Below are 14,190 nucleotides of genomic sequence, written 5' to 3'. Positions count from 1 at the left end.
CAAAAAATCGATAAACAGCATCATAGTGTATAGTTACCAGCATTCAGGAATTAAAACGTGTCAAGCAAACAAAGTTCTCTCAATCGTATTCAGATAATTCGTCCCGACGATTGGCATTTGCACGTTCGCGATGGCGCAAGCATGAAGGCAGTTGTGCCTTATACTGCCAAACAATGTGGGCGAGCCATCATCATGCCCAATTTAACACCACCAGTCACTAGCACTGAGCAGGCTAAAGCGTATCAGCAAGCAATTTTAAGCGCATCAGCACAACATCCTCATTTTAAGCCCTTGATGACATTGTATCTAACCGATAGCATGCCCCCCTCTGAAATCGAAGCCGCCTTAAACAGTGGTATTATTTCAGCGGTTAAACTTTATCCGGCCGGAGCGACGACCAATTCTGACGCCGGAGTGACTGACATTAAAAAATGTTATGCCACACTGGAAATGATGCAAAAACTAGGTCTGCCCTTATTGGTTCATGGTGAAGTAACTCATCAAGATGTGGATATTTTTGATCGTGAGAAACAATTCATTGACCAGCGTATGAGCGGTTTAATTAATGACTTCCCTGAATTAAAAGTGGTTTTTGAACATATTACTACTGCGGATGCTGCTGATTTTGTCAACACAAGCTCAAACTATGTTGCTGCGACCATCACAGCACATCATTTGCTGATGAACCGTAATGATATGCTGGTCGGTGGCATAAAGCCGCACCATTATTGTCTGCCGGTGTTAAAACGGGAAACACATCGTCAGGCACTGGTCAAAGCGGCAATATCGGGCAATCAGAAGTTTTTTATGGGTACGGATAGCGCCCCACATAGTCAGCAGAATAAAGAATCGGCCTGTGGCTGTGCGGGTATGTTTACTGCATTTGCCGCCATTGAACTCTATGCCGAAGCATTTGATGCTGCGAACGCACTGGATAAATTAGAACAGTTTTCCAGCTTAAATGGCCCTTTATTTTACGGTCTTGAGGCAAATAGTGATAAAATCACCCTCCAGCGTGAAAAGTGGACAGTACCTGACTCGTTTTCTCTTGGCAATGATGATGTAGTCATTCCTTTAAGGGCGGGGCAAACTATCCACTGGAAAAGAGTCACCGAGAACTAAAGTTGACTCATTCATAGCGCACTCACTGATACTCATAAGATGAAGCAAGATGGCAAAAACCAAGAAAAAAATTAAAGAAGAAGCAACTGCAACAGGTATTGCAGCAAGATTCAGAGGTTTTTTGCCCGTCGTCATCGATGTGGAAACCGCAGGTTTTAACCATAAAAGCGATGCCTTATTAGAGGTCGCTGCCACCCTATTACGCATGGATGAGCAAGGTGACTTAATTTGTTGTGAAACCTATGCCTATAATGTTGAGCCCTTTAAAGGGGCAAACCTGGATCCGGCCGCACTGAAGTTCACCGGCATTAACCCCTTTAATCCCTTTCGCATGAACAAGCCTGAAGATTTTGTACTCAAGGAAATCTTTCGCCCTATTCGCAGTGAATTAAAAGCCACCGGCTGCACCCGTGCTATTTTAGTCGGGCACAATCCTACTTTTGATCTGAACTTTATTAATGCCGCCATTGACCGTAATCAAATCAAACGTAATCCCTTTCATAAATTCAGTACCTTTGATACCGCCACATTGGGTGGACTAGCCTATGGCCAAACGGTTTTATCACGAGCAGCCCAAGCATCCGGTATGGAATGGGATGATGATAGCGCCCATTCTGCTAAGTATGATACCGAACAAACCGCCGAGCTATTTTGTCGCATTATTAATCGTTGGCATAAATTAGAGCGCCTCGAAAAGGCACAGGCTGGGGACTCTACTTTAGCCTAGGAAATAGCAATCTGAGGTCATAGTGGTTCAGCTAAAACGACTAAGCATATTATCTATATATGATTGGATATAAATAAGTGTTTATCAATATAGCCTATTTATTAAGCAGTTTTCCTTCTTTTTTGCCTGACTTTTCACTTTTATTGCACTAGATTCACTTTAATTGCTATTTTTTTGCAAATTTCTTTGGATCTTTTGAAAAAATGAGTTATAGTCACCCTGTCCGCATTGGCTCTAGCTGGCTTTCTTAGATTTTTAAAACCTTTTATTACATCTCTGAATTCTCATCGCGTCATAGGCACAATGTAATATTTATAAATTTAGTTTAGTTTTAGGATTTGAAAAAATGAGTACTGGTACAGTAAAATGGTTTAATGAGTCTAAAGGTTTCGGTTTTATCAAGCCTGATGATGGCGGTGATGATGTTTTTGTACACTTTCGTGCAATCGTTGGTGAAGGCTTCAAGACTCTTGCAGAAGGCCAGAGCGTTAACTTCGAAATCGAGCAGAGCCCTAAAGGCCCTCAAGCGGTTCAAGTTCAACCTCAGTAAAATCACTACAAGTTTTAAACTTGTAAGTGACTCTGTGTAAACAGAGAATAACCCTGACAGAGCTATTAATAATTTCTATTTTTAGAATTTATTGATAGTTTTTCAGGGTTTTTTTATGCCTTTTGTAAGGTAGTCACGCTTTTTGTGCCCAGCCTACAATTTTGACAGCCATGTAGATTCAATGATTTTTTTAGGTTAATAGTAACTTCCCTTCAATAGGGATATATCGGCTTGCTGATTGAATTAATGCATTAGCAGTCAAGGCAGAGACACCATAAACCTCGGTTTCCACTTGATAGCGTTGATAAGCCCGATCCAATAACATCGCAAAATCACCATCACCAGAAGCTAGAACGATAATATCTGATTCTGCTGCGGCTTCAATGGCATCCAGAGTGATGCCGACATCCCAATCACCTTTAGCGGAACCATCGCTGCGTTGAATAAAGGGTTTTAATTTTACGGTAAAACCAATACCTCGTAGAATATTTTGAAATTGTTTTTGTTTGTCACTGCCACGATCAATCGCATAGGCAAAAGCATTAACCACTTCCCGCCCCTCGGTCGCAGCCGCCCAAAAAGCATTATAATCAAAATGACAGCGATAATGGTCCCGTGTCGTGTAGTAAATATTTTGCACATCGACAAAAATTGATACTTTTTTCACTATAGCTCCCTGCCACTTTTTTAGCTGTTGGTTTAGGTGTTCTTGCTTGAGGTGTTACTGTTTTAATCACCCTTTTTCAGTATCACTTTCATCAATAGGCACCTCTGATTCTTTATCATACTTATGTTGTTCACTATGCTTCAAAGAAGAATAGCCTTCCAGATTAAGTTGTATTTTGCGGTTAATGGTATTCTCAGGGTAGATACCGTCTTCATCAATTACCCCCGCCTCCATACCCATCAATAAACTCAACGCATCACCTACATGTTCAATACTATAAATAGTGAATTTTTTCTCAGCGACAGCCTGTAACACTTCTTGCTTTAACATTAGGTTCACCACATTACTGCGCGGAATAATTACTCCTTGCTTGCCCGTTAAACCACGTAAATTACAGATATCAAAGAAACCTTCAATCTTTTCATTGACCCCGCCAATGGCCTGCACTTCACCCAATTGATTCACTGAGCCGGTTAAAGCCATGGATTGCTTGACGGGGACTTCCGAGACCGCTGAGAGCAAGGCGCACAATTCGGCCACTGAGGCACTATCACCATCTACCTGACCATAGGATTGCTCAAACGTCAGGTTAGCATCCATTGACAGCATTTGCGTTTTAGCATAATGATGCCCTAAATAAGACGATAAAATCATCACGCCCTTACTATGGATATCACCACCGAGATCCACTTCGCGCTCAATATCCACAATATGCCCATCACCTACACGCACTGTCGCGGTTATCCTTGATGGCTGACCAAAAGCAAACTCACCAATTTGCAATACCGACAAGGCATTCACCTGACCGATTTTTTTATTATCGGTATCAATGAGTACAGTACCATTAATGATTTCTCCATAGAGACTGTCACGGTATTGATCCATACGGTAAACCCGTGCTTCAATGGCAGCATTGACATCATCCAAATTGATATTATTACTATCTGACAAGGCTTTATCAGCCTGCTCTCTTTCCTGAAGCTTATTTTCCTGGCGTTTACGATAATAAAACTCAGCTTCCAACACTAAATCTCTGAGATCCCCCATGTGCAGGGAGATTTTTTCACCATGATCCACCAGTCTGGAACTTTGTTCCACTATCCGCTCTACCGCAGTCCGCTCAATCGGCGAAACTTTTTCCTGACGTTGTAGGTTGGCAATCAAACGGGCATATTTATGGGTCATGTCCTCACTGCGTGGCACTTCTTCAGTAAAGTCTACATTCACCTTAAAGAGCTTATTAAATTCCGGATCATTGTCCTTAAGCAAGTGATAAATATGTCGGTCACCGATCAGAATAATTTTTATTTTTAATGGAATGGGATCGGGTTCAAGCGTCAGATTACGCGAGAAACTATGCAGTTCATCCAAGGGCTCAATGGTGATAAGTGAAGATTTTAAGGCTCGTTTTAAACCTTCCCAAGCATAGGGATTGACCAGAATTTTTTCTGCATCCAATAATAAATAACCATCATTGGCCTTATGCAAAGACCCCGGTTTAATGAGGGTAAAAGCCGTCAAAAGATTGCCTAAACCCAGCGCATTATCGGTTTTATTTTGCTCCCCTTCCCGAGGATTGTAATAGGCCAAATGTTCAATTCGCCCAATTAAATTCGAATACGTCGGATTGTCTTCAAAGATAATTGGCATATCTTCCGACTCTGAATTATCAACCAAGACATTCACTAAATAACGGTGAAAACTTGCTGTTTTACTAATGTGTTTGCGCTTTTTACCTGATTCTTTGCTGTGGACGTCTTCTTCGTAAAACTCATCCAGGTGAGTAATAATGTCTTCTTTCACATCCGTCAGGTAATTAATCACTGGTTCAAAACCATGGTATTCTGTAAATAATTGCTCCATCGCCGAGTCAACTAATTGAGTGACTATATCCTTATCCAATTTATCCAGTTGCTCTTTACCTTCTTGTTCCCACACGGGGACTTTGGCCAGATTTTCCTGTAATTTAAGCTGATATTTATCGATCTGCTCGTTAAAGACTTTTTGTTGTTCTTCCGATAATTGCTTAAAACTGTCTAAATTGCTTATTTCACCATCAACGATGGCGGATAATGTATAGCCACTGGGGGTGCGTATAACTGCCACTTGATCTTCTTTGGCATTATCGATTAATTTATTCAGTGCCTTATCACCCCGTTCATTAATCGCATTTTCAATTTCTTGAATCTGCGCCACATACTCATCGCTTTGAAAAGACACGGTGATTAGAGTCGATATCAGCTTCACCAATTTTTCCATGCTTTCACTGAGAGGCTTGGCGGTGCCCGCAGGCAAACGTAGAAAGCGCGGGTGTTGAGGGTATTCAAAATTATTGACGTAACACCAGTCAAAAGTCTTTTTATGGTTTACATAATACTTTTTTAAGAGTTTTTTGATCAGTGCTGTTTTACCAATACCTTCTGATCCCAGGACAAACAAATTATAGCCCTTGTGATTCATCCCCATACCAAAATCAATGGCACTGATCGCTCGTTGCTGACCAATAATCTCTTCTAATTCCGGCAAGTCCTCAGTTGTGTTAAAATCCATGTCACTGAGATCACATTTTTTATATAATTGCTCAAGAGACAAAATTTGTTGGGATGGGATATTATGTGTCGAACTCATTCTATGTTTATCCAAAGAGACGTTAGTAAAGGTAGTTAACTAAATGGTTGCAAAAAACTCTCCTCACAAGCCTTGGGGCAAAGCCAAGCATAAACTTGAACAACAGGCGATGGAGGAATCTGGTGAGCATTATATCAGTAAAACTCAGGCAAAGCGCGAAGTAGAAGAGTTACAAAAACTCGGTCTTAAACTAATCGAACTGTCAAAAAATTCCTTAGAATCTTTTGCTTTGGATGAACTCTTATTCGATGCGATCCTATTGGCGAAAAGTATTCATAGCCATAGTGGCCATCGACGTCAAATACAATTGATTGGAAAAATCATGCGTCATGTGGATGCGGATGCTATTCGTATTAAACTAGAACGCTTTCACAATCCAGCTGTAGAAGCCAATGAGCAGTTTCATAAACTGGAAAGCTGGCGCGATAAGATATTATCTGAGGGTGACTCAGCCATTAATAAGCTAGTGGCCGAATACCCCGATTTTGAGCGTTCTCGACTAAGACAGTTGTTACGTAATGCAAAAAAAGAAGCGGAGCTAAAGAAGCCACCCAAAAGTGCCCGACTTCTATTTCAATATCTAAAAGAAGTGATGCACGGAGCAGATGAATAAAAACCCCTTCCAGATATTTAACTGGCCATTTTTAAATGAATTAGGTCTTTAACTGGCAAGGCAACTTAATGTGATCTAAAACCGGGAAATTTTTCCGGGTTTTCTGCACACGACTGGCTTCGATATCAGCAATCGCAAAGCCGGAACCACTGGGCAGGCAATCAATCACTCCGCCCCAGGGATCAACTATCATACTAGAACCATAGGTTTCACGACCATTGACATGATATCCACCCTGAGCCGATGATACAACAAAGCAAAGGTTTTCAATGGCTCGGGCACGATTAAGCACCTCCCAATGCGCCTTACCGGTTGTTGCTGTAAATGAAGACACCAGACACAAGACATCCATGCCCTGACTCACCATGCCACGGAATAATTCCGGAAAACGCAAGTCATAGCAGATTGCCAAGCCCAGCTTGCCAAAGGGAGTGTCTGCCACGATAATTTCTGTGCCGGCCTCAGTGAATTCCGATTCATGATAAGCGCCGCCCTGATCGCCCAAGTCTACATCAAATAGGTGGATTTTGTCATAGCGAGCAACGACTTCCCCCTGATTATTGAGTAGCAAACAAGCCGTGTAAATTTTATCAGCAGAGTCTTTAAGAGGGGCTTTAATCGGAAGCGTTCCACCCACTAACCAGATGTTTTCCTCTTTTGCGACCGTAGATAAAAACGTCTGTATAGGGGAAGCACCGCCTTCACCTGAATCCTTATCGAGATAATCTTCAGCAATATTTAAAATATCTGCCTCTGACATGCCCATGTGGGCAAAATTTTCTGGTAATACAACCAGCTCTGCCCCCTGTTTCACGGCATCTGATATAAGCCGTCTGGCCTCGCTTAAATTAGCACTGACATTAGGCCCTGAAGCCATTTGAATTGCTGCAACTTTTGCCATCTTCCCTCAAACTTTACTTTCACATAATCTCTTATAATCTCATGATTAGGGTTAAAATTTCAAGTCTCAATCAACCGTTCAATAAAATATATGCTACTATACTGAAAAAGAACACTTCATTAGCTCAAAGATTACTTAAAGGACTTATTTTATGAAAAATGTCATGATTTTTAGCATGATTGCACTAATTCTAACACTTTCAGCCTGTGGTGGCGGTGGTGCAGATGTTGTCACTAATACGACTAACACAACAATGGGACAGGAATTAATTGATCTCGATGCTAGCTTTAAAAAAGGCTTGCTCACTGAAAGTGAATACAAGAAAGCGAAAAAGAATATCATGAACCGCTACGATAACTAAAACTAACCTTACTCGGCCTGATCAGGAGCGATTATGAACAAAATAACTTACTTATCTTTGAGTATCATACTGAGTCTGCTCATCACATCGTGTTCCAGTAGTGTTGAAACCTTCAATTCAACCCAATCCTTGGGACAACAACTTGAGGACTTAGACAAGGCTTATCAAACTCAGGCAATTACTGCCGACGAGTATAAAGAAGCAAAAGAAATTTTATTGGATCATTACCAGTAATCAGCAAAACTATACCCAAGGCACAAATTGGTATGATGTGGTGAGGTACGAACCACATCATACGCATTTCCCCGTATCAACTAATTTTCTAGGTTCAAGGGTATAACTCTTCCTCACTCGCTTGCTCATCCTCTTCCTCAGTCACTATCCCAAAGATATTTTTTAGCGTATTAAGCGTTGTTTTGCTAGTTTTATCTTTCTTAATCACGGGATTATCCCAATTGCCCTTGATGGTATAATCAAAGGCCGTGACCCGGTTAAGCTGATCACCAAGTATTTTTTGTCCGACCCAAACAACCGCAGCACCTGCAGGGCCCGCAACCGCAGCGCCCGCCAGAGGCAAGGTTGCAGACACATCGGGAATCACCGTCACACGCTGATCAATTTCCTCACTGACCAAACCGGTACTCCCGCTCACCAAAATATTGGCACTAGGGGCAAAGATTTTAAAATTATCCGTGTAAGCTGTTGCGCCTTTAAAACGAAAATCACCTTCAATTTTATCAAAATTAAAGCCCTCATCGGCCACATCAGAAAAGTCAAAGGATAAACGCCTCGTTAGAGCATTCATATTAAACAAACCTAAGAGACGTCCTGCCGGCCCAGGTTTACCTTCAATCCAAGCACCTTTTTCAACCTGAAGATTGACCTTACCTTCGATTGTTTCTTTACTAAAATCACTCAGGCCTCCAATCCAGGATATATATCCGCTAAATTCAGCCTTGCCATCGCGAATTAACTGGTCATTACCCAGTGCCGAAGAAAGTAACTCCAAGGAAGGAATTTTAATAGAGCCTTCAAGATCAACTTCAGGGTGTACATTCCAATGATGCCATTTTCCTTTACCATTAAAAGAAAGTAGTTCGCCCTTAAGTGACAGTTTATCGTAAACAATACCATTATCGATACGCGTCGATTGTATTTCAAAACGTCCCAAGTCAACCTGACCTAATTTGATTGAATTGATGTAGCCATTAATTAACGGGAAGTATTTTGGTACATTTTGTAATAGTTGCTGTTTTGTTTGAAGTGCTTGTGTAGTGGATATTGTTTTTGCTTGCTCTGATTTATTAGTCAAAAACTGCAATTCCGGGAATACAATTTCACTCATTGCCAAGGTAACAGGAATACTTAAGGGATTTAATGAAGATTGCTCTTTTTTCTGAGAGGTTTTTTTAGAGGCTTCAATCATTGCTTGCCACTGTGCAAATGGGGTCTGTCTTAATGCCCCACTCAGATAAAGAATTTTACTCTCGGGCAGTTTAGCTCTAGCACCTTCAAATGCAATAGCCCCTTTAACAATAGTTATTTGTTGAGTTGTTTGTTGAGGTTTTTGTGCCGTTTCCAACAAGATAGCGGCAGATAATTTATTCGCCAGTGAAACCTTTAACAAGCTACTCTCACTACTTTTATGAGTCGAAGTGTTTAGCACTTGATAAGTCATTTTAAATGGCAAAGTGCTTTGCGCAGTTTTTTTAAGGGGCTCGGGTAAGTCCGATTTTATGCCTTTAAAATCAGATTTAATATTCACACTTAAATCACGCTGCGCATTGGGTAAACTCAGGTTTAAATAAAGTTTACTACTGCCTGATAAGGAGTCATTAAGAAAAGCAAGTGACTGAGGTATTTGTTGGTACTGATTTAATTTCTTTAGCGCAATGCTAGTTTCTATCGCAATACTGACATCGGGATCTTTTTTTGATTTTGAGGATTTTTTATTGCTGACAATTTTTATTTTTGCAGGAAAACCCATGATCTGTGCTGCTAGTTTTTTTGAATTAAGGGTATCATTATGGACAAGAATTTGTCCTTTAAGATGACTGACGAGGCCTTTTTTCTTGTCAAAACCTGGTGGGAAATAATCTACATCATAGAGGCTGATATTAACCTGACTATCCCCGACAATATGATCATCCAGAGGAATGCTTAAGTTTAATTGCAAATTAATATCACCCTCAGCATCCAACATATCAATGACATCGTTTGAAACTAATTGGGTGGCACGCAGATACTTTACACCGTCCTTAATATTGGTTTTTATATCACCTGTGAGCTTTAACTTATCGATCATATAGTCATTGATTCTAGCTCCAATATTTTTCGACAAGGCTGAATAGATTTTACTTTGTTCGGCCTCAACATTCATGCCCTTTTGTGTAAACTGGACCTGAGCATTAATATCGGTAAGTTTTGGCCAGTCTGTTTGATAATCAAGCAGGACATTACTAGTATTGAAAACAATATCCATATTACCTTCGTGATTAAGATAGGGAAATTCACCTAACTCGCCACGAAAAGCAATACCACCACTTGGCACTAATCCCGATAGCAAAGAGGAGTCAAGCCACTTAACCAGGCCTTCACTCATTACCGTTACAGGCAGGTAATTTGAAATAGCTTTGACATTAACATTTTTATAAAAGCCTTTGAGATCCATAAAGCTTTCACCATTTTCTGCGATCCATAAATTAAGATCAGCATTAGCACTAAAATGTGGACTTTCGATACTTAGATTTTCACTGCCTAAGAGCCATTGCTCATCTTCTCTTTGCCAAAAAAAGTCACCCTTTACTTGCGAAAAAGACCAACTATCTCTAAACAGTGATTTTAAATGCAAACGCATATCAGCACTATCAATAAGCACTCGTCCTCTTGATTCATTTAAAATTAAGCGAGCAGAAAAATTTCTTATTTTGGGCAGTGCTTGAAAAGAGTTAATAGAAAAGTGTTTAATATCAGCTTGCACTTGATAATTTTCTATATCAATCGGCATCACATCAGGATTAAAATAAAAACTGCTATTGATATTTTCTAAACTTCCTTTAGGTTTTAAATGAGTATACACTTTGTCATTAAATTGTTTGGGTGAAAAAAAGGCAATGACCTTGGTAAATTCTTGTAACTCAAGTTTATCTAAAAACACTTCGGCTTTTGATAAATCATTTTTGCCAGAATTTATAAACTTTAACCGCACATATTCTTCACTGATCAACTGAGAGTCTACACTCATATTGATGTCATATAAATCCAATAGCCAATCAGAATATGTTTTATCTGAAAGCGGTTTTTTTCTTTGAATTTTAAAATGACTCTTTAGGAAATCGAAGTGAATCTTTTGTTCACTATTCACCCGATTTAGGTTGGCATTTTTGACTTGCACTTCACCATAAACTGATTGTAAATTGCCTTTATTGATCGTTGACCAAACTTTTGTATCAACTGCAATGTCGTTAAGTTGAAATTCTTCAACTTGCAAAACGTCTTTTTGTAAAAAATGCAATAAAGCCTGTTGGTTAAGGTTATCAATAGAAGCATAAACATTGCCATTCCAATGATTGATATTGTTAATGTCGCCATTAAAATCTAGACGTAAATCAAAGCGAGTATTGGATTCATTTAAGCGTCCAAATAGTGTAATTTGATGTCTGGAAAGATTGTTTTTCATATAAAAATTAATATTCGACACAAATACCGATGGAATTTTTTGCATTTCATCAACAAAATAAATTTCACTGTCTGAAATACTAAAACGGGTTTGTTTAAATAAGGATAGATAATATTGCAGATTATGATCAGTCTCTATTTTTGACTGATCATTATTGCTTATTTTTATATCAGCAATTGAAATTTCATTTTGAGTATTACGCCGAATCAGTGCATTAAAGCCTGACAGTGCAACCGTATCAACAATGAGTTTTCTACGAACCAGTGATTGAAATACATTTAGGCGTATCTTCGCGGAACTAAAGGCGAGTAACGCTTCGTCATTTAAGTCGTCATGAATTGTGAAGTGTTGCATTGCAATAGAGGGATATAAGAGGCCGACACCCACTGTCATGGAGTCGAAGCTTACTTTTGTTTGTAAATTACTTTCGATAAATTCGACAACAAACTCAGGATTTTTCTCAAGATAAATTGCCCCCAGTCGTGCTATTAATAAACTAGCCGCAAGGGTAATGACAATCCCATACAAAAGTTTTCGATGAAAGTGCCAGACAAAGAGGAAACTTGCTTTCAAGGTGGCAACGATTCGGCTCAAAAAACTTTTTGACTGTTCTTGATCGGATGCTTGAGTTGCTGATTGTTCAGAAGCATTCATGACTATGCTTTAATATCGCTTAAACAAATTGAGGAATACAATAAAAAACTACATAGGCACAACATCATATTGTTCCTGGCTATATTCATTATCTATTTGCAATTGAATGCTTCTCTGCATAAACTCTTCAAGCTCGGCAATAGAAGAAGTTTCTTCATCCATTAAATAGTCACCGACTTTTTTCGAAGTTAGGACTAATAGTTTTTTGGTATCAAATTGTCTTGCCTCACGAATGATTTCCCGAAAGATTTCAAACGCAACGGTCTCTACTGTTTTTACTGTGCCTTTACCATCACAAACTGGGCAGGCTTCACAAAGTATATGTTCCAAGCTCTCACGGGTTCGCTTACGCGTCATTTCAATTAAGCCCAGATTGGATACTTCGGTGATGCAGGTTTTAGCATGATCGCGTTCCAGCGCCTTTTCAAAAGCACGCAAAACCTGACGTCGGTGTTCAGCTTCTTTCATATCGATAAAATCGATAATAATAATGCCACCGAGATTTCTGATTCGGAGTTGACGAACAATAGCCTGAGTCGCTTCGAGATTGGTTTTGAAGATGGTTTCTTCTAGGTTACGATTCCCTACATAACCACCGGTATTAATATCAACTGTGGTCATGGCTTCGGTTTGATCGATGATCAGATAACCGCCAGATTTGAGTTTTATCTTTGCCTGTAATGCCCGTTGAATTTCATCTTCTACACCATACAGATCGAAGATGGGTCGCTCTCCGGGATAATATTCAATACCATCAGCCAGTTCAGGTATAAACTTATTGGCAAACTTAATGACTTTATCGTATGTTTCTCTTGAATCAATGCGAATGGCATCAATGTTAATGTCAGCAATATCACGCATCACGCGCATGGCCAAAGGCAGGTCTTCATAAACCATCATGGCAGAGTGCTCAGCATTATTATTCTCTTGCACTGCTTGCCAGAGCTTTTCTAAAAACTTCATATCGGCACGCACAGCCTGTTCTGAAATACCTTCTGCCACAGTTCTAACGATATAACCGCCACCGTTAAATTCGGGTAATAAGTCTTTTATAATAGCTTTTAAGCGTTCTCTTTCTTCATCGCCTTCAAGTTTTTGTGAGATACCAATATGATTAGAATTAGGCATGTAGACGAGGTAACGTGCGGGGATAGTAATATGGGTGGTGAGGCGCGCGCCTTTGGTACCCATGGGATCTTTAACCACTTGCACCAGTATTTCCTGACCGTCGCGCAATAAATCATTAATGGTCACTTCTGCCGTGCCATTTTTCTTTTCTTCGTTGGTGACAATATCAGACAGATGCAAAAAAGCGGTTCTTTGCAGGCCTATTTCCAAAAAGGCCGCCTGCATTCCCGGTAATACCCGACAGACTTTACCCCGATAGATATTACCGACTAAACCTCGACGACTGGCACGTTCTATCACCACTTCCTGTAACATGCCATTTTCTATTTTGGCAACACGGGTTTCTTGTGGTGTCACATTGATCAGTAACTCATCACTCATATTATTTTTTACTTTTAATTTTTTAATTTTTATAACAAAGAAAGATTAAACTGCTGTAATAACATTCGGGTTTCATAAATTGGCAAGCCCATCACGCCGGAGTAACTCCCGTTGATATGATGAATAAATAACGCCCCCCGCCCCTGAATGCCATAACTGCCTGCCTTATCGACAGGTTCGCCTGTTTGCCAGTAATTTTCGCACATCTTTAGTGTCAATTTTGCGAATGAAACCTCAGTCGTAGAAATTAACTGCGCTGAGTGTGTATTATTTTTTAGTGCTACTGCTGTCAGTACCTGATGGCTTCTATTGGAAAGACTCATAAGCATTGCTATGGCGTCTTCCCTGCCTTCCGGTTTCCCCAGAATCTTACCATCCAGTATAACAGCGGTATCCGATCCCAGCACAGGAATATTTTGCTTATTTAACCTTGCTAAACCATCACTGGCTTTTGCCAGAGCCAAACGGACAACAAAGTTTTCGGGGGATTCATTGGATAGATGATTTTCTTCGGCAAATTGAGGAATAACCGCAAATTCGACCCCCATCTGCTGCAATAGTTCCTGTCGGCGGGGCGAGTTAGAGGCTAGATAGATCTGTGGCTTATTTTTCTTAGAATGAGAAGAAGTAATATTCAAGTACCTCTTTAGTTACAAATCAAAGCCATTAGCTAGTGCCCATCCGTAAATAGGTTTTTTTATATAAAGAACCGTAGGGTGGGCATGGCTTTATCTGCCCACGCTGACTCAAGCGCTTATTATGTACACTTTCAGCGTGGG

12 protein-coding genes are annotated in these 14,190 nt (G+C 40.0%); 6 read left to right on the top strand and 6 right to left on the bottom strand.

The features are described from left to right. Nucleotides 1-57 precede the first annotated feature (57 nt). The 3 genes from pyrC (at nt 58) to JEU79_RS11090 (ending at nt 2,399) form a co-directional block, all read left to right on the top strand. Nucleotides 58-1,122 carry a dihydroorotase gene (gene pyrC / locus JEU79_RS11100; RefSeq protein ID WP_198264178.1) on the top strand — a complete coding sequence of 355 codons (1,065 nt, stop codon included), beginning with the start codon at nt 58-60 and terminating at the stop codon, nt 1,120-1,122. Nucleotides 1,123-1,171: 49 nt separating this feature from the next. Beyond that, the gene (gene rnt, locus JEU79_RS11095; RefSeq protein ID WP_198264177.1) at nt 1,172-1,849 is read left to right on the top strand and encodes a ribonuclease T; all 678 of its coding nucleotides are present in this window, start codon (nt 1,172-1,174) and stop codon (nt 1,847-1,849) included. A gap of 346 nt (nt 1,850-2,195) precedes the next feature. Next, nucleotides 2,196-2,399 carry a cold-shock protein gene (locus JEU79_RS11090; RefSeq protein WP_198264176.1) on the top strand — a complete coding sequence of 68 codons (204 nt, stop codon included), beginning with the start codon at nt 2,196-2,198 and terminating at the stop codon, nt 2,397-2,399. 190 nt (nt 2,400-2,589) lie between these two features. Here JEU79_RS11090 and JEU79_RS11085 read toward each other — a convergent pair whose 3' ends face one another. Continuing rightward, complete coding sequence (locus JEU79_RS11085; RefSeq protein WP_198264175.1) at nt 2,590-3,066, bottom strand: LabA-like NYN domain-containing protein; 477 nt, start codon at nt 3,064-3,066, stop codon at nt 2,590-2,592. A 66-nt stretch (nt 3,067-3,132) separates the two neighbouring features. Continuing rightward, nucleotides 3,133-5,709 (bottom strand): Lon protease family protein, encoded by a 2,577-nt coding sequence (locus tag JEU79_RS11080; protein WP_198264174.1) that lies wholly within the window; start codon nt 5,707-5,709, stop codon nt 3,133-3,135. A gap of 28 nt (nt 5,710-5,737) precedes the next feature. On the opposite strand from JEU79_RS11080, the gene yjgA reads away from it, so the two are divergent. Further along, nucleotides 5,738-6,307 carry a ribosome biogenesis factor YjgA gene (gene yjgA, locus JEU79_RS11075; RefSeq protein ID WP_198264173.1) on the top strand — a complete coding sequence of 190 codons (570 nt, stop codon included), beginning with the start codon at nt 5,738-5,740 and terminating at the stop codon, nt 6,305-6,307. A 40-nt stretch (nt 6,308-6,347) separates the two neighbouring features. Here yjgA and JEU79_RS11070 read toward each other — a convergent pair whose 3' ends face one another. Further along, nucleotides 6,348-7,208: a carbon-nitrogen hydrolase family protein gene (locus tag JEU79_RS11070; protein WP_198264172.1), complete on the bottom strand. Its 861-nt coding sequence runs from the start codon at nt 7,206-7,208 to the stop codon at nt 6,348-6,350. A gap of 151 nt (nt 7,209-7,359) precedes the next feature. On the opposite strand from JEU79_RS11070, the gene JEU79_RS11065 reads away from it, so the two are divergent. Together JEU79_RS11065 and JEU79_RS11060 are read left to right on the top strand one after the other, a co-directional pair. Further along, entirely contained in the window at nt 7,360-7,569 is a 210-nt protein-coding gene (locus tag JEU79_RS11065; RefSeq protein WP_198264171.1) for a hypothetical protein, read from the top strand. A gap of 33 nt (nt 7,570-7,602) precedes the next feature. After that, complete coding sequence (locus tag JEU79_RS11060) at nt 7,603-7,803, top strand: hypothetical protein (protein WP_198264170.1); 201 nt, start codon at nt 7,603-7,605, stop codon at nt 7,801-7,803. A 94-nt stretch (nt 7,804-7,897) separates the two neighbouring features. Here JEU79_RS11060 and JEU79_RS11055 read toward each other — a convergent pair whose 3' ends face one another. From JEU79_RS11055 to JEU79_RS11045, 3 genes are read right to left on the bottom strand one after another with little or no spacing between them, the layout of a single operon-like run. Continuing rightward, nucleotides 7,898-11,902 (bottom strand): YhdP family phospholipid transporter, encoded by a 4,005-nt coding sequence (locus JEU79_RS11055; protein WP_198264169.1) that lies wholly within the window; start codon nt 11,900-11,902, stop codon nt 7,898-7,900. Nucleotides 11,903-11,950: 48 nt separating this feature from the next. Next, nucleotides 11,951-13,411 carry a ribonuclease G gene (gene rng / locus JEU79_RS11050; RefSeq protein ID WP_198264168.1) on the bottom strand — a complete coding sequence of 487 codons (1,461 nt, stop codon included), beginning with the start codon at nt 13,409-13,411 and terminating at the stop codon, nt 11,951-11,953. A gap of 29 nt (nt 13,412-13,440) precedes the next feature. Then, nucleotides 13,441-14,049, bottom strand: a complete 609-nt coding sequence (locus tag JEU79_RS11045) for a Maf family protein (protein WP_281400870.1) — start codon at nt 14,047-14,049, stop codon at nt 13,441-13,443. Between the last annotated feature and the right edge of the window lie 141 nt (nt 14,050-14,190).

Source organism: sulfur-oxidizing endosymbiont of Gigantopelta aegis (assembly GCF_016097415.1).
Taxonomy (GTDB): domain Bacteria; phylum Pseudomonadota; class Gammaproteobacteria; order GRL18; family GRL18; genus GRL18.
This window is presented reverse-complemented; position numbering and strand designations above follow the sequence as displayed.